Origin of the sequence: Affinundibacterium danionis (genome assembly GCF_042432465.1) — a bacterium.
Classification (GTDB): domain Bacteria; phylum Pseudomonadota; class Gammaproteobacteria; order Burkholderiales; family Burkholderiaceae_D; genus Undibacterium; species Undibacterium danionis.
Genome location: NZ_JBHLXJ010000008.1, coordinates 49,859 through 75,597 on the forward strand (window position 1 = coordinate 49,859; position 25,739 = coordinate 75,597).

At 43.2% G+C, this 25,739-nt stretch carries 28 protein-coding genes; 18 read left to right on the forward strand and 10 right to left on the reverse strand.

The genetic code is table 11. From position 1 onward, the window contains the following. The first annotated feature begins 42 nt into the window (after positions 1-42). Entirely contained in the window at positions 43-729 is a 687-nt protein-coding gene (locus ACFFJH_RS07540; protein WP_390211403.1) for a DUF1345 domain-containing protein, read from the forward strand. Between the two features lie 32 nt (positions 730-761). On the opposite strand, the gene ACFFJH_RS07545 is transcribed toward ACFFJH_RS07540, so the two are convergent. After that, the gene (locus ACFFJH_RS07545; RefSeq protein ID WP_390211404.1) at positions 762-1,214 is read right to left on the reverse strand and encodes a hypothetical protein; all 453 of its coding nucleotides are present in this window, start codon (positions 1,212-1,214) and stop codon (positions 762-764) included. Between the two features lie 212 nt (positions 1,215-1,426). On the opposite strand from ACFFJH_RS07545, the gene ACFFJH_RS07550 reads away from it, so the two are divergent. Further along, positions 1,427-3,949 carry a DUF349 domain-containing protein gene (locus tag ACFFJH_RS07550; protein WP_390211405.1) on the forward strand — a complete coding sequence of 841 codons (2,523 nt, stop codon included), beginning with the start codon at positions 1,427-1,429 and terminating at the stop codon, positions 3,947-3,949. Between the two features lie 91 nt (positions 3,950-4,040). Next, on the forward strand, positions 4,041-4,697 hold the full coding sequence (maiA, locus tag ACFFJH_RS07555; RefSeq protein ID WP_390211407.1) for a maleylacetoacetate isomerase: 657 nt from the start codon (positions 4,041-4,043) through the stop codon (positions 4,695-4,697). 98 nt (positions 4,698-4,795) lie between these two features. On the opposite strand, the gene ACFFJH_RS07560 is transcribed toward maiA, so the two are convergent. After that, positions 4,796-5,431 (reverse strand): response regulator, encoded by a 636-nt coding sequence (locus ACFFJH_RS07560; RefSeq protein WP_390211408.1) that lies wholly within the window; start codon positions 5,429-5,431, stop codon positions 4,796-4,798. 273 nt (positions 5,432-5,704) lie between these two features. Here ACFFJH_RS07560 and ACFFJH_RS07565 point away from each other — a divergent pair, with 273 nt between their 5' ends. Further along, positions 5,705-7,318, forward strand: coding sequence for a M1 family metallopeptidase (locus tag ACFFJH_RS07565; RefSeq protein WP_390211409.1), 1,614 nt, complete (start codon positions 5,705-5,707; stop codon positions 7,316-7,318). A gap of 135 nt (positions 7,319-7,453) precedes the next feature. Here the strand turns inward: ACFFJH_RS07565 and ACFFJH_RS07570 are convergent, their stop codons facing one another. Next, the gene (locus ACFFJH_RS07570) at positions 7,454-9,283 is read right to left on the reverse strand and encodes a M61 family metallopeptidase (protein ID WP_390211410.1); all 1,830 of its coding nucleotides are present in this window, start codon (positions 9,281-9,283) and stop codon (positions 7,454-7,456) included. A 702-nt stretch (positions 9,284-9,985) separates the two neighbouring features. Between ACFFJH_RS07570 and ACFFJH_RS07575 the strand changes: the two genes are divergently transcribed. The 3 genes from ACFFJH_RS07575 to ACFFJH_RS07585 all read left to right on the forward strand — a co-directional run bounded on the left by ACFFJH_RS07575 (position 9,986) and on the right by ACFFJH_RS07585 (position 11,547). Next, positions 9,986-10,234 (forward strand): type II toxin-antitoxin system Phd/YefM family antitoxin, encoded by a 249-nt coding sequence (locus ACFFJH_RS07575; protein ID WP_390211411.1) that lies wholly within the window; start codon positions 9,986-9,988, stop codon positions 10,232-10,234. Continuing rightward, the gene (locus tag ACFFJH_RS07580) at positions 10,224-10,505 is read left to right on the forward strand and encodes a type II toxin-antitoxin system RelE family toxin (RefSeq protein WP_390211412.1); all 282 of its coding nucleotides are present in this window, start codon (positions 10,224-10,226) and stop codon (positions 10,503-10,505) included. Before ACFFJH_RS07575 ends, ACFFJH_RS07580 begins: the two co-directional genes overlap by 11 nt. A 478-nt stretch (positions 10,506-10,983) precedes the next feature. Beyond that, on the forward strand, positions 10,984-11,547 hold the full coding sequence (locus ACFFJH_RS07585; RefSeq protein ID WP_390211414.1) for a hypothetical protein: 564 nt from the start codon (positions 10,984-10,986) through the stop codon (positions 11,545-11,547). Positions 11,548-11,586: 39 nt separating this feature from the next. Here the strand turns inward: ACFFJH_RS07585 and ACFFJH_RS07590 are convergent, their stop codons facing one another. Further along, on the reverse strand, positions 11,587-12,102 hold the full coding sequence (locus tag ACFFJH_RS07590; RefSeq protein ID WP_390211415.1) for a hypothetical protein: 516 nt from the start codon (positions 12,100-12,102) through the stop codon (positions 11,587-11,589). Between the two features lie 464 nt (positions 12,103-12,566). On the opposite strand from ACFFJH_RS07590, the gene ACFFJH_RS07595 reads away from it, so the two are divergent. From ACFFJH_RS07595 to ACFFJH_RS07640, 11 genes are all read left to right on the forward strand, one after another. After that, complete coding sequence (locus ACFFJH_RS07595) at positions 12,567-12,905, forward strand: hypothetical protein (protein WP_390211416.1); 339 nt, start codon at positions 12,567-12,569, stop codon at positions 12,903-12,905. Positions 12,906-12,907: 2 nt separating this feature from the next. Continuing rightward, positions 12,908-13,195, forward strand: coding sequence for a hypothetical protein (locus ACFFJH_RS07600; protein WP_390211418.1), 288 nt, complete (start codon positions 12,908-12,910; stop codon positions 13,193-13,195). Positions 13,196-13,241: 46 nt separating this feature from the next. After that, entirely contained in the window at positions 13,242-13,460 is a 219-nt protein-coding gene (locus ACFFJH_RS07605; RefSeq protein ID WP_390211419.1) for a hypothetical protein, read from the forward strand. 177 nt (positions 13,461-13,637) lie between these two features. Beyond that, on the forward strand, positions 13,638-13,868 hold the full coding sequence (locus ACFFJH_RS07610) for a hypothetical protein (protein WP_390211420.1): 231 nt from the start codon (positions 13,638-13,640) through the stop codon (positions 13,866-13,868). Beyond that, on the forward strand, positions 13,865-15,433 hold the full coding sequence (locus ACFFJH_RS07615; protein WP_390211421.1) for a hypothetical protein: 1,569 nt from the start codon (positions 13,865-13,867) through the stop codon (positions 15,431-15,433). The genes ACFFJH_RS07610 and ACFFJH_RS07615 overlap by 4 nt, the downstream gene beginning before the upstream one ends. A gap of 7 nt (positions 15,434-15,440) precedes the next feature. Then, entirely contained in the window at positions 15,441-15,755 is a 315-nt protein-coding gene (locus ACFFJH_RS07620) for a DUF2523 family protein (RefSeq protein ID WP_390211422.1), read from the forward strand. A gap of 2 nt (positions 15,756-15,757) precedes the next feature. After that, entirely contained in the window at positions 15,758-16,840 is a 1,083-nt protein-coding gene (locus tag ACFFJH_RS07625) for a zonular occludens toxin domain-containing protein (RefSeq protein WP_390211423.1), read from the forward strand. Further along, the gene (locus ACFFJH_RS07630; protein ID WP_390211424.1) at positions 16,837-18,174 is read left to right on the forward strand and encodes a type II secretion system protein GspD; all 1,338 of its coding nucleotides are present in this window, start codon (positions 16,837-16,839) and stop codon (positions 18,172-18,174) included. The genes ACFFJH_RS07625 and ACFFJH_RS07630 overlap by 4 nt, the downstream gene beginning before the upstream one ends. A 789-nt stretch (positions 18,175-18,963) precedes the next feature. Further along, the gene (locus tag ACFFJH_RS20260) at positions 18,964-19,392 is read left to right on the forward strand and encodes a rolling circle replication-associated protein (protein ID WP_446697462.1); all 429 of its coding nucleotides are present in this window, start codon (positions 18,964-18,966) and stop codon (positions 19,390-19,392) included. Positions 19,393-19,495: 103 nt separating this feature from the next. After that, positions 19,496-19,720: a DUF4224 domain-containing protein gene (locus ACFFJH_RS07635; protein WP_390211425.1), complete on the forward strand. Its 225-nt coding sequence runs from the start codon at positions 19,496-19,498 to the stop codon at positions 19,718-19,720. Next, positions 19,704-20,756: a tyrosine-type recombinase/integrase gene (locus ACFFJH_RS07640; RefSeq protein WP_390211426.1), complete on the forward strand. Its 1,053-nt coding sequence runs from the start codon at positions 19,704-19,706 to the stop codon at positions 20,754-20,756. Before ACFFJH_RS07635 ends, ACFFJH_RS07640 begins: the two co-directional genes overlap by 17 nt. A gap of 90 nt (positions 20,757-20,846) precedes the next feature. On the opposite strand, the gene ACFFJH_RS07645 is transcribed toward ACFFJH_RS07640, so the two are convergent. The 6 genes from ACFFJH_RS07645 to ACFFJH_RS07670 form a co-directional block, all read right to left on the reverse strand. Next, positions 20,847-21,587, reverse strand: a complete 741-nt coding sequence (locus ACFFJH_RS07645; RefSeq protein ID WP_390211427.1) for an HNH endonuclease — start codon at positions 21,585-21,587, stop codon at positions 20,847-20,849. 296 nt (positions 21,588-21,883) lie between these two features. Next, positions 21,884-22,168 (reverse strand): hypothetical protein, encoded by a 285-nt coding sequence (locus tag ACFFJH_RS07650; protein WP_390211428.1) that lies wholly within the window; start codon positions 22,166-22,168, stop codon positions 21,884-21,886. Positions 22,169-22,246: 78 nt separating this feature from the next. After that, a complete protein-coding gene (locus tag ACFFJH_RS07655; RefSeq protein WP_390211430.1) occupies positions 22,247-22,402 on the reverse strand; it encodes a hypothetical protein in 156 nt (51 codons plus the stop codon). 58 nt (positions 22,403-22,460) lie between these two features. Further along, positions 22,461-24,335, reverse strand: a complete 1,875-nt coding sequence (locus tag ACFFJH_RS07660; RefSeq protein WP_390211431.1) for a hypothetical protein — start codon at positions 24,333-24,335, stop codon at positions 22,461-22,463. Beyond that, positions 24,332-24,751, reverse strand: a complete 420-nt coding sequence (locus ACFFJH_RS07665) for a hypothetical protein (protein ID WP_390211432.1) — start codon at positions 24,749-24,751, stop codon at positions 24,332-24,334. Before ACFFJH_RS07665 ends, ACFFJH_RS07660 begins: the two co-directional genes overlap by 4 nt. 2 nt (positions 24,752-24,753) lie before the next feature. Next, positions 24,754-25,737, reverse strand: coding sequence for a LamG-like jellyroll fold domain-containing protein (locus ACFFJH_RS07670; RefSeq protein ID WP_390211433.1), 984 nt, complete (start codon positions 25,735-25,737; stop codon positions 24,754-24,756). Positions 25,738-25,739: the final 2 nt, after the last annotated feature.

Sequence of the window (25,739 nt, forward strand, 5' to 3'; positions counted from 1 at the left end):
CATCAGATAAATTCGGTGAGCGACATTAGCGAGCAAAAAACAATGAGTCAATCTTTATTCGTATTGCGAGGATTTCACATCCTGCGAGATTTTGTCATCCACAGACCACGATTTGTATTTGCATTTGGTTTAGGTCTCGCAAGCTATTTCTTTCTCCCTGCGGACTGGAGTTTGATTAGTAAGATCCTTACTTCTTGGAATATCGCCGTATGGCTTTACCTGCTGCTAGTGATTTTTTTGCTACGTAATACCAATCACGAGAGCGTCGTAAAAGTTGCTGAGCGTGAGGATAATAGCGCGTTCGCCGTGCTATTTATTTTGACTGCTTCGGCGACAGCGAGTTTGATCGCTATCGTATTTGAATTAAGTAATTTGCGGGGCATTGACGATGAAATGCGAATACTAAAATACCTGTTTACTGGTGCCACGGTAACGGGCGCATGGCTATTGCTCGGGACGATTTTTATGTTTCATTATGCATTGCTATTTTATCGCTCGCCTAAAGAGCACCGTGCTTTGCAGTTCCCTAATCAAGAGCTGCATCCTGACTATTGGGATTTTTTGTATTTTTCCTTCACGATTGCCGTTGCACTCCAAACCTCGGATGTCATGGTCATGTCGCGAGAGATGCGTAAGACTGTGCTTGCTCAGTCGGTACTGAGTTTTGTATTTAATGCTGCAATACTGGGATTTTCTATCAATATCGCAGCGGGTTTGGTCGGTAACTGATGAGCAAGAGCTATGCGTGACCAGTAATGTAATTATCGTTGATCCCAACGATCGCGGTCATGGTGCCTATGGTTTCTATCATGCCTGTCATATCGGTCATCAAAATCTCTGCGCTCGCGATAGTAGTCATGATGTGCAGAGCGCCATGGGCGACCGTAACGTTGTTCTACATAAATGTGATCATAATAAGGAAGCGCTGATCTTAATTGAATCGGCACCCCGCCAAGATTGATATTGATGCCAAATGGCAGACGTACGCCTGAGCGCCAGTGTCTTCCTTCCGACCAGTACCAAGTACGCGCACGCGGTGAGAAATACACTTGATGGCTGGGGTAATAGACGTAATCGTAAAATTGTACTGGGGCGGGTCTTGAATAAACCTGTACGGGATGATAGCGATCATGCGCACTAGCACAGACTGCCATTAAAGAGCTACCAGCAACTGTCAGGCTGATAAGTAATTTCTTGAGTAATAAAGCTTTCATCTTATGCTCCTAAGTTGAACCTGTGCCTTAATAACGTGAACACAAGACAAACGGCGGACAGTCTCCTACCTAAAATTGAAACAAAATATTTCAATAAACTTCGGAGCCAGTCATTATTCCTCGCGCGCATTACAGGGATTTTTGGGATTTAAGCCTAAGTCTTGTTATGATGCTTGCTTTCGCCTATCTTCTTTATTTTATTGACATCTCTTATGCTAGATTTTATTTCCAAACTGATACGTGGTCGCTCCGATACGAAGAAAAATGATCAACAAGTTGTGGCGGTCTTGAACAAAAATTTGCAAATTGAGGAGAAGCATAAATCTAAGGAGCAAGAACGCCAGTTGTTTATGCAAAAAGTCGATGCTGCCGGAGATGATGAATCCCTATTGATCAATTTGTTGATCAAATGTGATTTTGCCGATGGACGTTTTCATGCGGCACAAAAGATAGTAAGTCAATCTGCGCTAGAACAGGTTTTGCCTGTAATGCGTAAGCTCGATAAACGCGTGGCGAAACTATTTCAGACGCGTCTGGATGAGATAACTGACAATCTGCGAAATGAGTTAGCAGCCCAAGCCTGTGTTGCTGCGGCTGAGGTTCTTATTCAACAAAATCTAGTACTCAGTAATCAGTTAGTTGACTTAGATAAACAGCATGCTCAAGTCAAACAATTTTCTGAAGACCTACAGACGCAATTTCAAGAAAAACGCCAAATTTTGTCCAAGCGTTTGGAGCAACAAATCCAATTGCAACAGCGCGTTTTAAGTTTGAAGCAAGAGTTTGAGCAAGTGGTAGACCACGCCTCACCAGATTTGGAAAGTAAATTTTCGGAATGGCAGACCAGATTGGACACCTGTACCGCCGATGATTACGCAGCTTCTTTGCCTAAAAATTTAGTCATCGAATGCCAGCAAAAAATGCACGCCATACAGGATAACTGGCGGAAGGCACAACAAGTTCTGCCAACGACAGTATTTTCTACTGCGCCTGACGTTGCATTGACGCCTGAGGTCGGTAACGTTGAACCAGAGCTTCGCACCGACAATTCCAAATCAACTAAGAAAAAAGTAAGTAAACCGCAGCTAGCGTTATCGATAGCGCAAATTGAATTGCTTTTGCAGCAAATGGAAATCGCTTTAGAGCAGGGAAGTGTACAAAATGCTCGTAAGTATGAGCGTGAGTTACGAGATGTGAATACCAAACAAAATTACGCTAATCTGGTCCTGAGCGTGAATTTGAAAGAGCGAATTAATCTGGCACGCAAAGCTTTGATACATTTGTTGTCGTGGGCGAAATGGAGTGGTAATGCATCGCGAGATGAGTTGGTCACCACTGCGGAAAGTCTGGCTGGGCTAAAGCTCAGCCCCAAAGAAATTGTGGAAACGGTGTCTGCTCTGCGCGAACAATGGAAGCAAACCGAGGCGAGTAGTGGCGCTGCCAGTAAAGAGCTATGGGTACGATTTGATGCCGCTTGTAATGTCGCTTACGCGCCAGCAGCACAATTTTTTAGCGAGCAAAATGCACAACGCCAAGCGAACCTAGTGCAGGCAGAAGCAAAACTTCTTGAGTGGCGGGCACAGTCGCGATTATTGGGACTTTATTCCGAGACGGACGCTGCAGCAGCTGACGATATCGGTGATCAAGTGGACTGGAAACATGTCTTTAATTCGATTCAGCAGATGCAGAGTGATTGGCGAGCAATTGGGCAGGTAGATCGTAAAGATAAAGCTCGGTTAGATAAAGAACTTGATGCAGTGTTAGCACCGATGCGACAAGCTTTGGAGCGTCGTCAAAAACAAGAAGCGCAAGTGCGCGAGAATTTAATTGTCGCTGCGAGTCAATTAGACGGCGCACAAAAATCATCGATAGATCTATTACGTCAATTACAGCAACGTTGGCAAATGCAAGCGGCACGAGTCCCTTTGCCGCGAAAAGAAGATCAAGCTTTATGGGAACGATTCCGTAGCGCGTGCGATGCTGTGTTTGAAAAAAAGCGAGCCAGTGCAGAAAGTGCGGATAAACAGCGACAAGACAATTTGCGCGCGAAAGAAGAGATTTGTATCGCTTTACGGGAAACTCAATTAAAAAACTTAAGTGATATTTCGCAAATAACGCAGGCTATTGAACACGCGAAAAGCGCATGGCGCCAATATGCAAATGTACCTCGTGATCAAGAGCAAAAAATTGAGCAAGAGTTTTCTCATTTATTAGATGGTCTGCAGCAACAAGTGATTCAACTGAAAGCAAAAGCGCAACAAGATAAAACACAGCAGATTCTCAAAAAAATCCATACTTGCTTGAGTATGGAACTTTTAGTGCAAGGATTATTGCCAGAAGCGACCACTACTGTCGACCATTGTAAGCAAGACTGGCTTGTGCGCGCTTTACCGGATTCTGTGATCAGCAAAGCTTTACAGCAGCGATTTGACTATGTTTGTCGAGCATCTGAACAGCCCGGAAACAGGCTGGCTACCAGCTCAGATTCGTCAAAATTTGAAGAAATTTTATTGCATTTGGAAATCTTGTTAGGAATAGATAGTCCGGCTGAATTGAGCCTTCAGCGTTTGCAAAAGCAGGTCGATGTACTTCAATCTTCACTCAAGAATGGGCAAGACGCTAAACAGCTGACAGAATTATTAAATCAATTGTTGAGTATGCCTATGATAGGCAATGTTCAAATGCAAGAGCGCATAGAAGGCATATTTGCGAAGGCAAATTTGATGGCGCGTTAATGGCGCGTTAATGGTGCCTTAAATGACGGAATGCAACTAGGTGATTGTGGTTAGTTGAAATTGACAAGATTTATTAGTTAAGGAGGCAGAGATGCAGTTATATGGATATTTTAGAAGCTCAGCATCGTATCGAGTACGAATTGCGCTCAATTTAAAAGGTATTGCTTATGAACAGGTGCCCGTGCACTTGGTGAAGCATGGTGGAGAGCAATTTTCTGAGCAATATAAGTCGATCAACCCAGAATCTTTAATTCCTGCTTTGATTGATACGGATGAAGACGGAGGTGCGGCGCTAACTCAGTCTTTAGCTATCTTAGAATATTTGGAAGAAAAATACCCTGAGCCTGCTTTGCTACCTAAAGATTTTACTGATCGCGCTTATGTAAGGGCGTTGGCGCTATCGATCGCTTGTGATATCCATCCAATTAATAATTTACGCGTGTTGAAGTATTTAAGCGCAAATCTTGGAGTGACTGATGAACAAAAGAACACGTGGTATCGGCACTGGTGCGAACTCGGCTTGGCTGTGATAGAGCAAAGGCTGCAACAAGATACACGTAGCGGTCAATTTTGTTTTGGCGATACGCCAAGCATGGCGGATTGTTGCCTGATTCCCCAAGTCTATAATGCGCAACGATTCCAATGTGATTTGAGTGGCATGCCTAGAATTTTGGAAATTAATGAGCGATGTTTGGCATTGGAGGCATTTAATCAAGCCACGCCCGCGAATCAAACGGATGCTGAATAAAAAAATGCCAGGAATATTTCCAGGCATTTTTGATGATATTGGGGATTGAAGTACGCGAGGATAAAAACGCGATATCAAGTTATCCTAATTTGAGTATCTTAATTAGGCAAATCTTCCTTATCTAAATTGGCGTCCAGTACCTCATTTAACATACTGATTAAAATTGAGCGTGTTAATTTAGATTTGGTCGCGTAGCCATCTATCGCATAGTTACCCATCAGGTTTTCTTTGGCATAGCCTGGCTGTCCAGTACGAAGAACGATGCGCAGATTTTTTCGTGATAGATCATCGCGCAGAACGTTGACCAATTTTAAGCCTGCATCAACGGTTTCCATGACGACATCCAACAGAATTAAAGACGTGTCTGGATTGTTTTCTGCGACTTCTTGAGCTTCTTTCGCAGAGAACGCATGGAGAAACTCTAAAGGCTTGCCATGGATTTCCACGCCACTAAGTGCTAATACTGTGGTGTCGTGTACATTGGAGTCATCATCCGCAATCAATATTTTCCATGGGAAAACGGCTTTGTTACTTAAGTCACCATTATCTTCTTCAGATAAAAATACGATGCTGTCGTCACTTTCATCATCTGATGAAAATATGCTCTCACTAGCCACATAAACTTGAGAAGAATGTGAGTGTAAGTTGCCACGAGGCATTGCATTCAAGGTCATTGCGTGTGACGTGGAATGCAAGTTCCAATCGGGCTGTTTACTGCTATGGTGATGTTCCATCAGTAGCTCCCTGAACTTGGATATCGATTACGGATTGCGTTTTAATCATATGTGATAGTTTGAAAGGAAACAAGTAGGGCGATGTGAAAAAAAGTGAATTATGAACACATTTTACTTTGACCAAGGCCTGAGTATGTATCTAACGCATCACTACGCGTTCTTTTGCTATGCTCTCATGCTTGTCCTTGTTGGTAAGATCGAGGCAGATAAATATCAATGCGGGACGGAAGTATTTTTCGAACTCTATTTTTTAGCTCAGGAATAAAAGAATTTATGAAACGTTTTTTGTTTGGCTTATTGTTTTTCAGCCTGATTAGTTCGGCGTTGGCACGTGATTTTTACCTTAAGAATCCTGCCTTAGATATCGAGCGTTATCAGTTTTATATAGAGTTAAGCGATCAATCCGATTTAATCAAAGGGCGAGCGCTTATTAGCCTGCGCACGCTGTCGCCACTCCAGGAGTTCGCACTTGATCTCGCTAGCCAAACGGAAGGTATGCATGGCATGCAGGTCTTGCAGATAAAAGCAAGAGAGCAGACGCTGCAATTTGAACATGTGAATGATCGTTTAACCATACATCTCCCTAAAGTGAGCGAGAGTCGAGAGTTAGTGAATTTGGAAATATCTTATCAAGGTATTCCGAAATCTGGCTTGCATATAAGTAAGAATAAATATGGTGACCGGGTATTTTTCGCTGATAACTGGCCAGATCAAGGGCATCAATGGTTGCCAACGATAGACCATCCTAGCGACAAAGCAGCAGTCGAGTTCATAGTTACAGCGCCAGCGCATTATGCCGTCGTTGCGAATGGTTTGAAAGTCGAAGAAAGCAAGCTTGATGGGGATAGAAAATTGACGCATTGGCGCGAAGATGTGCCAATTGCGGTCAAAGTGATGGTGATTGGTGTCGCAGATTTTGCCGTGCAAGAAAGCGCCAAATTGGACGATATTTCTATTACGAGTTGGGTGTTTCCACAAAATCGTGTGGAAGGATTTCATGATTATGCAGTAGCGGCGAAAGCACTCGATTATTTTCAAAAAAATGTTGGACCTTATCCTTATAAAAAACTAGCCAATGTACAGTCTAAAACTCGATTTGGTGGCTTGGAAAATGCTAATACGATTTTTTATTTCGAAAATTCGGTGACTGGGAAGGGCGAGCAAGAAGCTTTAGTTGCACACGAAATTGCGCACCAATGGTTTGGTAATTCAACTACCGAAAATGATTGGCATCATGTGTGGTTGAGCGAAGGTTTTGCCACTTATTTCACCAATCTTTATATAGAACACACTTACGGTCGTGAACGATTTGTCAGACAAATATTAGCTGATCGCGAAAAAATTATTCGTTACCATCAACGTGTGAATCGTCCTATCGTCGATACCGAGATTCGCGACCCTAAGCAAGTATTAAGTCCTAATACTTACGAAAAAGCGGGTTGGGTGTTACACATGCTGAGACAAGAGCTGGGGGACGAAATTTTCTGGAATGGCATACGTCAATATTATGCAAAATTTTCCGGTAAAAATGTGCTGAGCAATGATTTTCAAACGGTGATGGAGCAAGTCTCCGGCAAAGATTTGGCGACGTTTTTTAAGCAATGGTTAGATCAAGCTGGTTACCCTAAATTAGCTGTGCAATGGCAGTTCGAAGCGGATAAGAAAACGGTGAAGATTAAAGTTGAACAAGTGCAAGGTGCTACACAGTTTGAGTTTCCTTTAGACTTGGCAGTGCAGACGAGTGATGGAAAAATACAATTACAAACGCTACGTATAACTCAAAAAAATCAGGAATTTAGCTTTCCCGTGACCGGTAATCCGAAATTGATTAGTCTTGATCCTATGGTACGTTTGTTGATGGAGGGTAAGGTGGAGCCTAACTTGTAATAGCTCTAATTGTTAGGTGCGATCCTATAAATGCAAGACAGTAAAAAAAGCGCCAGTAACTGATTAAGTTGCTGGCGCCTTTTTTTAGGATTCACTCTGCATATAACTTCATGCGAAGTTGATTTCCTTTTACACTTAGTCTTTCGCCTTATCAGTTGCAGTAGATTTGGTTGCTGGCCATGCGACACCCAACCAGCGTGCATTCAATTCTTTCTGCTGATCAGTGACAGTATCCAAAGCTTTTAATTTGGCTTTACCTTTGATTTGGCGATTTGGCGTCAAGGCAATTTCGCGCAATTCATCACGACGGAACACCGATAATTTGATTGGCGTTTGTTGTTGCATCCAAAGTTTGTCGTTGATGTCTTTTGGTGTTAAACGCAATCCATTTGCCGCCACCAAAATATCACCCGCTACTACGCCTGCTTTCCATGCTGGGCTGTCGCGTTCAACTTCTATAACCGTAGGGTGATCGCCTGTGTCGCGAGTGCGCCATCCCGTGAACCATTCCTCTTTTTGCTCATCATCTTTGCCGCCTTCTACGACATAGCGCATGCCAACGTGGGTGAACAATTCGCTAAATGGAATCTCGCCCGTGCTATCGACATATTTCGCCCACCATGCGGACCAATCATTACCCGTTACTGTTTTTAAGGCAGTACGCACATCAGCTTCTGAGTAGCCACCTTTATCAACGGTATGGTGTTGATACAGATATTGATGTACATGCTCAAAACCTTTAGCGCCTTTGGTTTGTTCGCGGATCGCGATATCCATGGCAGTTGCGAGTAACATACCTTTGCTATAAATATTGACAGAGGCATTGCGTGCGCGTTCACCACCTGCGTCTATCCACGCATCGAAGCTGGACTCTGCCGCAGATTGTTGGAAGCGGCCAGGTTGATGCTCGTAAGCGAGTAGGGCTTTGGCAAATTCTTCCATGAATTCATCACGTGTTTGTATGCCAGCACGTAAAGTTAATAACTCTTCAAAATACGAGGTGTTACCTTCGGCCATCCATAGCAAACGTGTGTAATTTTCTTTTTGATATTCGTAAGGTACCATCTCTTTAGGGCGGTAAGCTTTCACATTCCAGGTGTGGACAAATTCATGTGCGGCAGTGCGGATGAATCCCAGATATTCTTTGCGAGGAGCGAAGCCCCAGCGAGGTTTTTGAATCACGGTAGAATTGATATGCTCGGTCGCGCCGCCAACACCATCAGTCGCATGCACTATAAATAAGTAGCGCTTGAAGGGGAATGCACCAAACAACTTACGGCCTTCTTCGACTACTTTTTTCAAGTCAGTTGCCATCTTTTTACCATCGTAATTGCCACGACCCCAGATCGCCAATTCAATAGTGTTGCCATCGACATCGAAGCTATGGAACTCATGTTCACCGGTTTCAATCGGTGAATCAATCAATACGTCGTAGTTTTTCGCCACGAAGCAATGATCACAATTTCCCTTGTCCATACCAGAACGTGAGATCCAATTTTTCGGTGTGTCCAAACTGACTTTCACCGCTTGGCTGCGGAACGGCGCGGCGTACATCAAAATGCCGCTGGCATCTAAGTAGGCATGTGTGTCATCAATGTGCTGAGTGCGCTCACCTAATGCATTGGCGTATACCTCGTAAGAAATTTTGACGGTCTCGCCAGGTTGTGTCTTGACTTGCCAAGTACCTTTGTCGGTTTTCGCAAAACTTAAAGCTTTGCCTTTACCATTGGTCGCGACAAATTGGCGGACGTTTTTACCCAAATTCAGTATTTCATATCGTCCTGTACGCCAAATTGGCATCTGCACATCCAGCGTTTTACCTGAAACAGCGGGAAAGTCGATTTGCACTTCCGCTAAATGCTGAACTGGATTGGTGATTTTGATTTGATATTGAACATCAGCAAATGCAGATGGTGCGGCCATGGCGCAAGCAAGCGCGAGCGAGCTAAGAAGTGTCTTTTTCATCTTATATTTTTGTTGAGCTTGAGGGAGTTTATTAATGCAAAATAAGATTGCGAGGCAAGCATGCAGGCAAATGTCAGGCTTGTCAATGAAGTGCTGTGTATGAAAATTTATTTTTATTACTTGGCTCGGCAGTAAAGAAAGTAATTTGTATAGGCATGCACGTAAAATAGCTTGATTTTGCTTGGATACCCTATGTCAGCTTCTTGTATCGTTTTGTAAGCTACGTTGTATGTAGCAGACAGTTTATTAAGATAAACGTTGTTCCGGGATTTTAAAAATCGCAGTTTCTCACTTTAATAGAAAATATATTTTCAAATTTGTGAGGGGGCGCCGTCTGCAGCGTAGTGATGGGCGCACATTATTTGCTGAGCAAATGGTGTGGTTTGTAATTGTGTAAACATAAAAAGCCACGTAATCAAGATTACGCGGCTTTTTGTATTCTGGCGGGAAAGGGGGATTCGAACCCCCGGTAGGCTATGAACCTGTGCGTTTATGCTATGAAATGTCGCATGGATAAACGGTCTGCATTTAAATTTTTGCGCTATTGAATTTGCGTTTATACACATCTAAGTGCTTGATTTGATTGAGTTGATAATTGTCTATTAGCGCAATTTTTCCGGCTATATGGTTGCATTTGTTATTCTTGTTAAGACCTGTTAATGGTGCTAATATAGGTGCTTTAAATGACTCTGAAGGTGATCTATGCCTCATCTTATATTAGCTGAAACGTCTGCAAGTGTTTCAGAACTCAAGAAAAATCCTATGGGTACGGTTGCTGCTGGGGAGGGAATGCCTGTCGCTATTCTTAATCGTAATGAACCTGCGTTTTACTGTGTTCCTGCAAAAGCTTATGAAGCTTTGATGGATCGAATTGAAGATTTAGAACTTAATGCGATTGCCGATGCTCGCAAAGGTCAGCCAATTGTGAAGGTAAAGCTTGATGACCTTTGAGCTTGGTTTCTTAGATGAAGCATTAAGAGAGTGGCGAAAACTCGATAGCAGTACGCGAGAACAATTTAAAGCTAAGTTAACTGAACGATTGGCTAATCCGCGTGTGCCGTCCGCAAAATTGAATGGTCATAAAGATCGCTACAAAATTAAATTGCGTAGTGTTGGTTATAGGCTCGTGTACGAGGTGCGAGACAGTGAACTCATTGTGATTGTTGTTGCGGTAGGCAAACGGGAAAGAAGCGCTGTCTACGATGCTGCTGCAAAAAGATAATTGCAGTTTCTTAATTACCGTTGAGGATGGTTGAGCTACAAACCGATTTGTCACTGAGCTAAGTCGAATGTACTGAAAAAATGGCAACCACGAAATGGAATTTGACGTGATTTTGCAATCGTTTATAATAAGATTAGAATTTTAAATATCGTCAACTGTTTAATTTTTCTGGTGCATATAAATTAGACTTAAACTTACTTCCAAATTTAAATCTTAGAAGCCCTTCCGTTTTGGAGTTTTGCTTGTAGGGTAAAGCGACATTCGTTATCCATAGCGGAAACGATTCTTGCTTTCGTATTTTGGGGGCAGAAAATAGCTCCCACTGATTAGACTGGACATTGCACCATAGACTGCGTCGGAAGCGACAACTTTAGAATTGTTCTCGCTTTGCAAAACAAAAAAAGTGATGCCGCACTATTTTGTCAACAGTCGATTGGCCGCAGTTATTTGATGGGGATGACAGAGAGGATATTTTTTTGTGAAATTTATTCAAAAGGTGATGTTATTTTTTGTCGTTCGTGATCAACGACGAATGATAAAAAAATTGCGTGATGCCAATATGCTTGTTGAGGCACAGGCTCTTGAAGAATCGTTGAAGACTTTAATTGCTAATCCAAACCGTTCAATGGAGCAAGTTATTCAAGACGAAAAATTGAAATTGATACGTCAAGGAAAGCATGAAAAGGCACTTGAATTCGAAGAAATTGCAGAGTCGGTGATTCCTGTTTTTAGGGGAGTACGGGAGATGCCTGTGGTTTTAAATTCTCAAGATTTGAAACCTATGCCAACTACTTGGCAGTCTTTTAAACGTATGTTTTATATTGGTATTTTGTCGTTTTTGTTTGCATTTTCTATCGCTCACTTTGGTGACTATGCGGCGGACTTAAGTCCAGATCAAGTGGCTACCTTAAAAACTGCAGTACTTTATTTCTGGGGTGGTTTGCTTGCCCTTTCATTTTGGACTGTTTATGTTTGCTGGCTGTTATTTCGTGCGGTCGATAACTATCGAAAACTGAAAAATAGACCTTGTAAAAAAGATTGATCTAAATCTTGTGCAAAATCTTTTTAAAGAATGTTCAGGCTAATTGATTTGACTACTTTGATCTTCAGCTCGCAATAGTGCTGCTTCTTGATCATCACGGATATGCGTAAGTGTAGTGATCTCGTGGTGAAATTCGTCCATCTGCTGGATTCGATTCATCGAGTCAGCCGTAAGGTTTGATTCTAATATTTTAGAATCACGCGCAGCCAAATTATCCCGAAAATATTGATCGCTTTCTGCGTCAGTGACCGGGTTCTTTTCACGCCACTTTTCGAATTCAATCTTTTTTTCAAATAGATCGTATGCGGCTGTTCTTCGCCTGAAATTTTTTGATAATTTCGGTGAATCATGACCATGGTATTGGTCAGTGATACCAGTCACCAGCCAAAAAGCATAATTTGGCCACAGTTTGCAAGCAGCTTCAATCAGTTCACCACTAGGTGTACTTCCACGATTCCACCAACTACGCCATGTTGCAGCGGTTATTCCAGTTAATTCTTCCAATTCCTTGTATTTTTTTAGTTCAGTCGTTTTGTGACTGATCAGTTCTTTCATTCGATTTGCAAGCATGGTGTTCAAATCCTCTTGACGTCAAGATTGTTTGGAACTATCATTCGTTTTAATTGAAACGAATGATAGTTCTAATTGATCTATTTTTGGTTCTGGTTAGCAATTGGATTATCCCTGAAATTAGTCAATTTGAGTAGATTGTGCCAATTTGATTTTTAGGTACTTTTGCTTGAATTTTCCCAATTGAAGGTTTAATTCGAACCTTTAATCGATGTATATGAATCTAAAGTTAGTTTTAATTAAGCTATTGAGAGAGCAATTCGCTAATTAGGTTACTCAGTAAATTAGTCAATTTGAGTGTATTTCTCAACTTTGAATTCTCTCAATGGTTTTGTTCAATTTTATTTTGAAAAAAAAGCTTGATGACGTAGAGGTCATCAATTCAATAACGGAAAATTATTTAAATTTCTTTTTGTTAATTTATATCTCGTTTAAAGGAAAACACCGCTATGTCAGTAGACTCAAAACATCACTTAAGAATCGTCGCATTTAAAACGATTGATTTCAAAAGCAAAAAAACCGGAGAGCCAGGTCAAATGAAATTGGCTCAATGCATAGTCACTTCTGAAAGTGCGGAAAAGGGGCAACAAGTAGTAGTCGGGGAGTTACTTATGCCCCGCCATCTCAATGAAACACCAGTCGGTGAATACTTAGCCGAATTTGAACTGTCGGTAGGTCAAGACCTGCGTGTCACTGCTCGTTTAACGCATTTACATCCATATGGGTCAATTGTTAACAGCACCCCTCGATCTGGTTCGGCAAAAGAAGCCGATAAGAAAGCGGCATAAAGATGCCTGCTGGATCAATTCAAACAGTAGTGGTGTGCGTCCCATCAACAAGCGCAACCGCTGCACAACAGATCGCATGTGCCAAAGTAGGTGCGCAATTTTATGTGCCAGCGACAGTGCAAGCCTATCTTCTTGATCCAAGCAGGAAAAATGATATCGATGCAGCGTTAGGGCAATTCGATTATGTCCATGCAACAGGTATTTGGACACTCGCATTTAGCATGGTCGTTGGTCTTTACTTTGTATCGCACGGAATCGGTCAAGTTCTCGGCATGATACGTCGGGGTTGATGATGCGACTGGGCGCTTCCCCAGATTTTTATAAAGGAGTTTTAACATGAACAAACATATTCAACGTGGTTTGGCATTGGTAGGTGCAATTGTTGTTTCCGGTTCTGCTCTGGCTGACGGTGGTCCTGATTTAACGCCATTAACTTCTGCTGTTAGTTTTGGCACAGTTGTGACGGCAGTGTTGGCGATTGCCGTTTCTTTGGCTGGCGTTTACGTTGCGATTAAGGGCGCTAAAACGGTCATTAGCATGATTAAAGGCGCGTAAGTTACGCGTAGCAGAAAAGGGGGCAAATGCTCCCTTTTTTTATTCCCTATCAATTGCAGAAAAGGCGACGACTATGACCATTAATCAGCTTTGGTATTTAATTATTTTTGCATGGGGAATTGTCTGTGCTTGGGCAGTCATTAAAGGTATCGACAACCAATTCTAGGAGTAAGCGAAATGGAAAATAGCATCATATTTTTATGTTTAGCTGCTGTGTGGTGTGCTTATTGGTGCGCCGTTTTGAGCGCATGTATGGCTGGCTACGATAAGTGGTGGGAGCCGTTCGTGGTTGCAGCAGTCTTTCCAATTTATACCATTTTGAAATTCGTACTGATCACAACAATTGGTTTGATGATGGTTATTGGCGCCGTGTATCTCATTCAGTCATTGTTGAGTGTTTTCATATGAAGAAAATTCTTATCGCCTTAACGTTGAAGAAGATATTTGTTCTAGTGGTGCTCTTCGCCATGTTCTTACAACAGCAAAAAGTCTATTCACAAGTACCCGTTGTAGCACCTGCGGCAAATTTCGTCGTGAATCGGGCAATTGGTGGTGTGATTACGAGAACGGCGATTACTCGTGGATTTGCGGCCAATGACCCACGTATTGCAGCAACCTTAGCCGGTGCTAGTAGCTCGGTTACCGCCTTAAACGTTGCAGGTACTGTGGCAGGAGTAGGGATGGCGGTTGCGGGTGCGCCTGTTTGGTTGACTATCGCTGCAAGTATGGGAATCTTAGCGGTAGGTGGTGCGATCATTGCCGGTGGAACGTCTCTAATGTTAAACAACAATTCTTTAACCATTAATTCGTCAGGTTCTGCAAAACCAGTTCCCTACACTCCCCCTTCACAAAATCCACAATATGATCCTTGGGGTGAACATTATGGTGCACAGGTGAGCATTTATCGCCTCTCAGATTGTTTTCCTTCACAAGCTTGCTACGCCTATCCACCTTTACCTAACGTCAATATTCCTTATCAGCGCAATATCTATTCCAGTGACTCCAAGGCTGGCAAGGTTGCATTGGTGTATTGGAGTTTGAACGAACTGAAAGAGAAATTCTTTCCCGTCAAAGTCTACGATTATCAATACGGTGTATTTAAAACAAAGACGTATTTCACATGGGCGGTAGAACCTCATCTTGAAAGAGCCGCTAGTGGTGTAAGTCGTTTAGTCGGTGTTGCCTCGACAGAGACGGTGTGTTACTTCCCGATAGATGAATGTGCGAATGCAATCGCCAGTGGTGTTGGCGCATCGTTGTCAACCAATGGACAAATAACTAGACCTTGGAATTCTGATGACGAAAGAATTTTGATTTTTCCGACGGAGATTCCGCGGTCGGTACAAAATCTGGATGGATTAGTAGGGGCGATTACGCCATCAGAACTCGCTGAAAAAATTGCACCTGATACTTTGGCTAAACTCGTTGATCAAGCTTGGATGCGTGCTGCCGCTCAGCCTGGTTATCAAGGTTTGCCGTACTCAGTGACGCAACCAGTGACAGTTACTGATGTTGCGCCGTGGCTCGCTGAAAATCCAATGGCTGCACCAACTGTTAAAGATCTTTTAGCACCGCCCAATGACCTCGGTAGTGTCACTGTCCCTGTTTCCCCGACCGTTACCGCCAGCGGTACTTCTGCTAATCCTAATCCACTTCCGTTGCAAGATGTGAATGTGGTGAATACGCCAAAAGTCGATCTTGGTGCCGACCCTAAAATTCCAGCACCCACTTTAGAACAAACACCATCTTCGACTGAAATATTGTATCCATTGATTACGCTATTTCCTGAACTAAAAAACTACCAAACGCCGCAACACGTTGGTGAATGTCCAAAGCCGCAATTTATGATTTTTGATAAGTCGATTGTGATGGATAGCCATTGTGCGATTGCTGAGCAACATCGACAAACGATAGCCGCAGTCATGTTAACCGTCTGGATTCTAGTCGGCATCTTTATTCTTCTTTCTGCGTGAGGTCGTTATGCCTGCTGCACTATTTGGAATTTTATTTTCTGCACTACAAAGTTTTCTCGGCTTCCTATTGCGCTCAGTGGTGGTGAAATTTGTTTTGTTTTACGCGCTTTATTTTGTAGTTAGAGAATTCATTCCTGTGCTGACTAGTTATGGCCTATTGCCAGGTGCGGGTAAGGCTGCATCGCTGAGTAATTCATTAGTCACAATTCCAAGTTCCGTTTGGTATTTTTTAGATTTGATGAGTTTTTCAAGTGGAGTGAGTGCGGTGTTATCTGCCTATGTCACTCGCTTCATTATTCGTCGTATTCCATTGATTGGTTGATCATGGCCATTAATGCGTATGTCGGTTTGCAAGGGTCAGGGAAAACTTTTGAAGTTGTCTCTTCACCTGTATTAGATGCTGTGTCACAAGGTCGTCGTGTGGTGACAAACGTTGCGGGAATTAATGAAGATCTGATTCATGAATATCTAGTGAATAAGCGTGATGCACAGATTGATAAATTAGGTCAAATTGTTCACGTAGAAAATGATCGTATATTGCAACCACAATTTTTCCCTGACGAGGAAAAGCCTGAATTGGAATCGGTGGTTAAGGGTGGTGATCTCGTTGTGGTCGATGAGGCTTGGCGTTTTTGGGGAACTGATAGTGGTAAGTTATGTCACGAGCATATGCAGTTCTTTCGCATGCATAGACACTATGTTCATCCTGAAACATCGGTTGCTTGTGATGTCGTTCTCATGACACAAGACATCACTGGTTTGCATCGCTCAGTAAAGAACGTCATTGAGTTTGCATTCAGGATGCACAAGCATAAGTCCTTAGGTTTTTCCAAACTCTATCGTGTTGAAATTTACGAAGGTTGGAAACTGAATGGTAAGACGCGCATTGATGATCGCCAGAAAAAATACAATCCTGAAATTTTCCCTTTATACCAAAGTTACGCCGGTGGTTCCGGTACAGAAAATGCGATTGATAAACGTCAAAATATCTTGGCAAATAAGCGTATATGGGTACTTGCTGTCATCGTCTTTCTAATGATTGCGGGTGGCATTTATGGCGTATCGCGATTTTTTAACCGAGGTTCTGAAAATAAATCGCTTAGTAACGAATACACTAAGTCAATTGCAACACAGGACTCTACTAAAAATCTAAGCGGACAACACGATGTGAAAGCTGCTCCCGTCAATACGGACGGTTTCTCTGATTCATGGCGCATTGTCGGTGAATTTGAGTCTAAGAAAATGCGGTGGGTGGTTTTATCAAACCAATCAGGAAAGCTGCGAGTTGAATCACCATCGGTATTTCATGGTTCTGGTGCAATTGCCATTGGCGAGATTGATGGTGAACATGTGTCTAGGTGGTCAGGTGGAAACGACAAATCAATTGTCCCGCAGGTGGCTAAATGAAATTGATTTTCTTAGCTATTTTGATCCTCTTTCATGTCAATGCATTTGCTAGCACGAACGCCGTTATAGAGAAGATCCAAAAGCAACGTGGAATTAAGGCTTTAATCGTTCCTGCAAAAGACATTCAGGAAGTGAAATTTGATTTTCAGTCAGTGAATGTTGCCCAAGTGATTAGCCTCGTGTATTTGGAAGCCTTGAAGCAACCTTACGTAATTGATCCCTCGGTGCTGAAAGATGACCGCCTAGTGTCATTTCGATTTGATACAGGAAGCGGAAATTTGAAACTCTTTTGGCATGAGTTTATGGATTCGTTAGGTTTTCAAATTGAAACACGTAAAGGCGTTGATTACCTATTCTCGAAGAAAATCCCAGAGGAAGTTAAACCAATCACCGAAGTGTTTGTGTACCGCCCACAGTATCGCCAAGTTTCGTATTTAACCGGCCTTCTAACACCGCTATTCACCTCTGGTGCATTTACCGTAAATCGTCAGGTACATGCGAGTGTCGGTGCAAAGAATCCACCTAATTCCGCGGCTCCTGGATCGGTTGCCGCTTCGATTGATCAAGAAAGCGACACCTTAGTGTTTCAAGGAACATCAGAAGAAGTTTCAAAGTTAAAGAAAATTTTACCAATGGTCGATCTCGCCACTGGTGAAGTGGTTGTGAAATTAGTCGTGTATGAAGTGACGACCGGAAAAACAGAAGGATCGGCGTTTGGTTTGGCGCTTAATTTGCTCGGCGGACGGTTCGGGCTATCAATTGGTAACGTGAATAGTTTGGCGAACTCTATTTCGATCAAATCAGCAAATATTGATGCTGCTCTATCGGCGCTTTCTGGCGATACACGATTCAACGCCATATCAACACCACAGCTTAGAGTTAAATCAGGCACACAGGCGCGTTTAACGGTCGGTCAGGACGTTCCAACGCTCGGCGCTGTCACATATACTCAAAATGGCGGTCAACCCGTCCAGTCTGTTGAATATCGATCCTCGGGTGTAATTCTTGATTTATCACCTGTAGTCAGAGAATCTACAGTTGATATGACCATCGATCAACAAATCAGTGATTTCGCAAAAACTCAAACAGGTGTGAACAATTCTCCCACTTTGACTAAGCGTCAGTTGTCTACGACCGTAAGTGTGGCTGATGGTGAGCTAGTGTTAATTGGTGGACTTACCCAGGACAAGAATACGGATACGCATTCTGGGATGTCATTTCTGCCGAAGCTCTTTCATACAAAAAGTAACGATGGTTCAAGGACTGAAATTTTACTGATGCTGCAAATTTTGAGAGTCCGTTCTCAGGTGGGCGAAGTTGCGCATGTTAATTAATCTTTTGTCGGTTGATGCCTTTATTTTTGTAGACAAAAAAGTGGTTGGTAAACAGTGATGGTTCTACTTAAACATGTCGCGTTCGGGCGGCTTCATCGTCCGATGTTTGCGGTAGCTGCCGGGTCGGTAGACCTTCGCGAAGCGAACAGCGTATCCCGCAAACAAGCATGTTTAAGCGATAGGAGATTCAGTAATTTTGTTTTGCCCTTTCGTGCAGCATCCAGCACAAAAGAAATAGGCGTCGTGAGCAGCGTGACGCCCGCAGCGCCAGCGAGGACGGAAGCGCGCGCAGCGCGCCTAAACTTGTATTAGGGACACTTAACGGAAACAGCAAAATTCTGGGGCGGCAAGGGTCACAAAGGTTTGTTTAAAAAAATGGTTTTGTAAAAAAAAAGAGACGCAACACCTGCAAGTGTTCGTCTCCATGATTGACGCATTTACTAAGGAGCTGCATCAATGTTTAGTAATATAGATGATTCACAATGTTCAAGCAAGAATTTTGAGTTTGACGAGAGGCGGCTTGCTACAGAAGATGAGACCGCAAATTGGTTATTAGACGATGGACCTGTTTTAAAAACTACTTGGATGATTTACGACCGTCAGTTTCCTGATGGGCAAAGAGAGATTTGTGCAACTCGCTCTGTTCGGATTAAGCAAACAGGTTCGTTACCGATGCCAAATCGATCTAAGCGCGGCGATTCTGAGAAGCGGGGGCAGAACGATGAAGATAGCGCCAAACGCGCTAAACAGGCTGTCAGACTGCGTTGTAAAGCTATTGCTGTTGATCGTATGCTGACACTTACTTATCGCGAAAATATGCAAGACACTGAGCGACTGAAGAAGGATTGGGATTTATTCCGTAGACGTATGGGGAAGCATAAAGATTTTCATTATGTAGCCACGGTGGAGCGTCAAGAACGTGGTGCATTTCATATTCATGTGGCTGTGCACGGTCGCCAAGTTTATCAATTGATTCGCGCCATCTGGCAGAAGATTGTAGGGCTGTCAGACGATGGAAAACAAGGCGGACAAATCAATGTGCGTGATCCGCATAGGTTTGGATTCGGTAAGCATGGTGCGCACAAATTGGCGGGTTATATCAGCAAATACATTTCAAAAGATCAGGATACGCACGAACTANTGTACCTGAGAAAAATTATTATCAACTGCCATACGGTGCAGATGCATTTGAAGCCTTCTCTCACGTCATGCAATTAGGTGCTACACATAACAGCGAGGGAATGACATTCTTTTCTAATCAAGCATTAGGTGTTTGTTGGGTTGCTACTGCGCCTTGTATCAATTAATGAGGATTCGATCTATGTTTCTGACCGATGATGAAATAAGAGAACTGACAAGGCGGGTGCATCACAATGTCCAGTCAAAGACTTTAAGCAAGATGGGTATTGAACATCGATTGCGCCCAGATGGAAGTGTTGCCGTATTGCGATCTCACGTTGAGAGTATTTTGAGCGGTAAGTCAGATAAGAAAACGAAAATGGTCACAGAGCCGAATTGGAGTGCATTGAATGCCACGAGCGCGTAATCCAGAAAATAGAGGTTTGCCTGCACGTTGGAAGCATGAACATGGCGCTTATTTTTATCAAGTGCCTGTTGGTCAAGAATCAACGTGGGATGGTAAGAAAAAATTTAGGCTAGGCGCTACTTTGCCAGAAGCTTATAAAGTTTGGGCTGATCGTATTGGTGTCGTGGATAAAGCAAAAACAATTGGCGCATTGCTAGATCGTTACATGCTACAAGTTGTGCCAGGCAAGAAAATAACAACGCAAACGCATAATCGAGTCGCTGTTAAACCATTGCGTGCTGTGTTTGCTGACGTTCATTTGCTCGACATTAAGCCTATGCACATTTACCAGTACATAGAAAAGCGTGGAGGTGGTACAGGTTCACGTAGAGAAATTGAGGTGTTGTCGCATGCATTTACTAAAGCTGTGGAGTGGGGATTTATTCATCAGCACCCATTTAAAGGCGAGATCCGTCTAACTGGCGAAAAAGCTCGAACTCGCTATGTCGAGGATTGGGAAATCGTTGAATGCTTGTCTTTGGAGTCTAAACGTAAATTTGGTAGCGTACTTGCTGTTCAGGCCTATATCAGAGTGAAACTACTTACAGGCATGCGGCTAGGTGATTTGCTGCGTCTTACAATGTCCAATTTGCAGGAAGATGGCATTCACTTCACGCCAGGTAAGACGCAAACTACCACGGGCAAACGTATGGTAATTAAATGGTCAGATGAATTGCGTCATGCGGTCGAGATGGCGAAGAAAGTTCGACCAACCCAGTCATCACCATTTTTGTTTTGCAATCGTGATGGAAAAGGGTACTTTAATGAGATTACTGGTAGGGCTGGTGGTTGGGAATCTTTGTGGCGAGGTTTCTTCGCTCGCGTTATGGCCGAGACTAAAGTAAAGGAAAAATTTACCGAACATGATTTACGAGCTAAGTGCGCTAGTGATGCAAAAACCTTAGAACATGCTTCAGCTCTTTTGTCTCACGCCGACAGTAAAATTACAGACCGAGTGTATAGACGAAAACCTGAATTTGTCGATCCGCTTCGGTAGCTCATTTGTTGTCATTTGAATATTTTTAGATTTGAATGTCGGAATTTTGATTTCTTCGATCTAAATTAGTGCACTTGCCCTTACTTACCGTTAGATGGTCAAGTCATTATTCTCTCGCGGCATTACAGATGCATACATTGTTACGGTGTTCCAAAATTTTATTGAGAACATGGCTGCAACGGGGTCGTCAGTTGTTTTTAATTTCCTAATTTGTATACCAGGCCCTCTTTGGTATGTTGTTCCATAAAGATCAAGTAGGTCTATCAAGTCTGCTGCGCCAATATCTGTAAGTGCAAAGAAATCAATTTCATATGGGGATTCAATAAATTGCTCTGTTTCTATATAGGTTATTCCACGTACGATTTTTTCAGTAGCGCGGCGAAAACTTTTTTCTGTAACTATAATTGCGCTTTGATTTTGTCTTGGTCGAGCCCAACGTTCTTCAAGGCCTGGATAAATCCCTTTCTCAGGAATTTCTTCACCGTGGAGCATTCCTTCTAACAGTTTATTGCGTCTTGCTAGTCTGATGCGTGCGTCTTTTTCACTTTTTGCTGCGTTCGGATCCATGCTCCTTAGTATTCTTTTGTATATACCTGAAGCTGCCTCGGTGTTTGGGTTAACGCAACAAATGAGATATCGTAATAATTCATCTTCAATAATGCCAAGACTTGCATTGCATGCAAAGCACGAAGGAACTGTCCATTTCTCCAAGTTGGCGGGGGTGGTATCTGGATACCAACTTTTTGGAATAACATGATCCCAATTTCTTGGAACGTTTTCGGTTAAGCAATGGACGCATCTTCCGATTGGTGGTGGTTTGGGTTTTGGCATGACAATTTTTGTGTATGGATAAGTTACATTGGAATGCGATGCGAAAATAATTCACATACATTGCAAAGTATTAATACGCCAATTGATCAATGGCGATAGTTAAAATTTGATTACTTGTGCGAATATCTATATGCATTTTAACGTCGGATGTTAGATGCCTACAATTGAAATGGCAATATAAATTAACGTCGTTGAGCGGGTCTCAAAATGTAAGGCCGCGCCGATTTTGGCACCATTTTGTGCCGAAGTTGGCACTAGTTAGGTGCCAACTTTCAGGCAAAAAGACCTACTAATTACTAGAGTTCTTCGATCTTATTGCCAGCTGTGATTAGCCTGGGGAATATGATTTCTTCGATTGGAAGAATAATTAGACCTAGACAATATAGTGAGCATTTCTGGGTTTGAAAATTCATATCGTAGTAGACGCCCGACATTGGGTTTGGTGTCGCAATGCGTTGAAGGCTTGCATACAAAGGAAGAGACACTTCGAAGCGCTTGGGGTGATTATTAAAACCTTTTGCTCGCTCGGCATGCGCACGATCGATAAATAATTGAGGCTTGATTTCGGTGTCTATTTGCATGGCGGCGGGTCATGGTACTAATTTTGAGATTCAATATTAGCACCTGTGTTAAGCAACGTGTAAACTATCCAATGCGGACTATATCTCTACAGTTACGACAGTTAAAGTAGGTGCTACTCCCTCAATCACACCATCCCGAACAAATACCTTATTGCCAACTGTACTTACTCCACGTGCAGTAATGTAGGCACCACCTGGCAATTGAATATCGCAATATGTTGAATGTGACGCCACGACTTCACCTATTAACAAAGGTGACTCAGGTATTAAGTCCTTAAAAATTCGATATAGATTAGCCATAAGTCTGTAACTCTATCGTTTGTCTAACAGTTGAGCCTTGAGCCGCAATTGAAACTCCTGAAACTATGCCCGTTAAATTATGTGTATCAACATAGCGAATGATAGTACCAGGATCGATAATACCTACCTCTGGAAATACTGGGAAAGCCAATGAATAGATCGCGCTTGGCCCTGTATTGGCCAACTCTGCAATACCTCTCTGCCTTACGGCAATTTCACTTGTAATCAGGGCATCAACTATCATTGGCGCTTCCATATCTCCAGCTGACCCAGCGCGCCGAACGTGACCGTTAACGCCTCCAATTGAGCTGCCGCTGATATGAATTGAATTGTAAGATGGTAATTGAATCCAATTGACAGACTCCTTTACCACCGCAGCCAATGGTAATTCAATATCAGGGGTAGCGCCTGATAGTTCCCATGGTTTAACGGGTACGCGCTTACGTACTCTTAGAGTCTTACCAACAGGATCGGGCTGTATGAATGCACCCGCAGCCGCCGCTATCGCCGTACATGCTGCCATGTAGCTCCCTTGATGGCTCCAAGCGCCAGCAGGCACGAGCCAATCATCAATGCGCCAGTCAATCGACCATCCAAGCGTAACTCCGTTTGTTTGCAACACGTCTTGCATTAGCTGCTGAGCCGTACGCTCTTCACTATTTCTGAAGCTTAATATGGGGCTGTAAGGGTCGGCCAGCATCGCTGATTGCCCACGCCCACTCACTGTAATAGATGAGTTACCAAATGTCCTATCTCGACTGATTCCCTCTGCCAAAAGTAAGTAGGACTGGCCATTAATGCGCGCTTCCAATACAACTGGGTCACCAAGAGCATCAGGCTCTACCAAAGATAACGCGGAGGCAGGCATGCTAGCTGAGAACGCCCAAGTCCATGAATCCATATCAATATTCATTGTAAGGCTCACGTCTGGAAGCAAATGATTACCGTCTACACGTCTTAGTTCTACATTATTAATCACAATATATGTCCTTTTAGAGGGTATAACTACTTTTGCAGGTGCGGTCTGGCGGATACCAAAAAGAACATTTGTATCGGTTGTGGCAGCTTCTTTGAACAGCAGAGCTACCGCATTGCCCAATGGAGGTTTATATCCATCAGGCAAAGTTGGATCTACCGGACGAACATATCTCCCGTAATTTGGTTTCTTACCTTGATCCCATTGGATCATTCTCTGTGACTGTCTAATCTGCGCAATACTAAACGGGTCAACTGAAGTCCTCTGCTTCGCTATTGCCCTATACCAGTTAGTCAAATTTTTAACGCTAGGAAGTTGCAACAAATCGACATGCAGGCTTGCTGAGATTTTATTTACACGAACGGCTTGATCCCAAACTAAAGCTCTATAACGATTTGACTTTGCAAGACTTGCGTAAGCCGATGATGAGCCAGTACCTACAGACTTTGTTGCTTGCCAACTGATGCTACGATCACTTTTCTTTGTTCTAGCGTTAAAAATGAGAATGTCGACCGTTCGCAATTTAGACATCGCATTGGATACGTAAGATTCAATGTGTCGTTTAACGTTTTTCGGTTTTTCGCTTTTATCAGTGCTTTGGATATTTAAATTTTGTGATTTCGTCCATGCACTTACAGCCTTACCTACTGGGCCACGATAGACAGCATTATTAAAACTAACCTGGCTATTCATTGTCGGCGCTTCGATTGAAGCGGCCATAGCAACATTCACGACTTTGTAAACGACGGCAGTTAACGTTGGCGCGTCAATAGCCGCAGTTAGCACAACCTTGTTTTCAGGCGCGACATCGTCACCACTATTAAACCGTAAATCAACGGGATGAGTGGTTACTAAAGGAGCCTTAAAACGAAGATCAAAGTCGCCCATCATCCGCCTTCGGCAAGATCAGCTTGGACAAGACTAATGAAACTACCGAGCAGGACATCAACTTTGTCCAATTTAAACGCTGCAGTCGAAACGAGAGGGTCATCAATCTGCAATGCTGTTCCAGAAAATACAGGATGCCCATCGCTGTCTACGACACGCCCCCATGCAATTAGACCAGCAGAAACGACTTGACCAGGTGTAATGGAAGTTAAATGAAGTCCGGTGCTGTCAACTGTCCCGCAAGGATCAGTTAGCGTTATAGAAGCAATCAGTGTCGCCGTGACAGCAGCATCAATTGCAGTGCGAGGGGAGGTGTAAAAATCAATTCGACCTGGACCAGACCCCGCGTCGATCTTTACCCGTGTGGCTTCCGATTTTGCCTGTTTTGTGGCCGCTGCAACTTGGATTGAACTTGTCATATTTAGAGTACGGGAGTGATGCTGTCTTTAATGACTGCGTTGTAATTGTCGGTATGATCGAAAGCGACCACATAATATTTCTGAATTGCTAGATTGGTGAATGCGTAATTCCCTGCGGCATCACTCCAAGTCTCATCGATCAATTGACCGTCGGCTTTTCTGTAAAGACGAACGCGACGAGAAAGAGGTAAATCGCTTGGTAAATGGGCTTCTTTTACAGTTCCGACAATCCTTGCATAGCCGAACGCCAGACCCTTCATGACTCGGGATACAGGTATGTGACCGAACTTCCTAGCACTCGCCACATACCCACGTACTAATAAACCCACGTTTCTATTTACGGACATAGACTCGTCAAATAAGTCTAGGCTCATTGCGGCCGATGGCGGGGTAAAGTTTGCCGAGTACAGTGCTTTGTTAGCGTAGGTAAATTCGCTAATGTCCCCCGCAAAACCCTCGGATGAACTGTTGTTACCCCCTATGTATTTTACGAGTAACTTCAGACTCCTAGACACTGAAGTACCCACCCCATTGAGATACAGGGTAGTTGTACTACCTATCTTGCATAAAGCAACGTGATACCAAGTATTAGCAGTAATGGTTGGACCTGTGATTTGGTAAGCGCCACTCGCATAGAAACAAATTTGAGCCAGTTTTAACCCTATGCTGTTTGAAGAGTCGATACCCGCTAGGGTTTGATACGCCCTCGCTACTGTAGTAGTTCTAAAGAAAAACGAGACAGTGAAGTCGCCGCCGCTAACGTCATCCCCAATGAACCCTTCTCTGAAATACAGTCGATTGGTGGTTGTAGAAAACTGCAACCCACTACCACCGAACCTACCACTGGAAGCGGAAAAGTCGCAGCCATCCCTTACCCACATCCCCACATTGATTCGGCAGGGAGTGTACATTTTAACGGTATCACCAGCACTACCCGTCAAGGGTAGTCTGGCAGCAATAGGTAAAAGGCTGTAATCTTTACTCATAT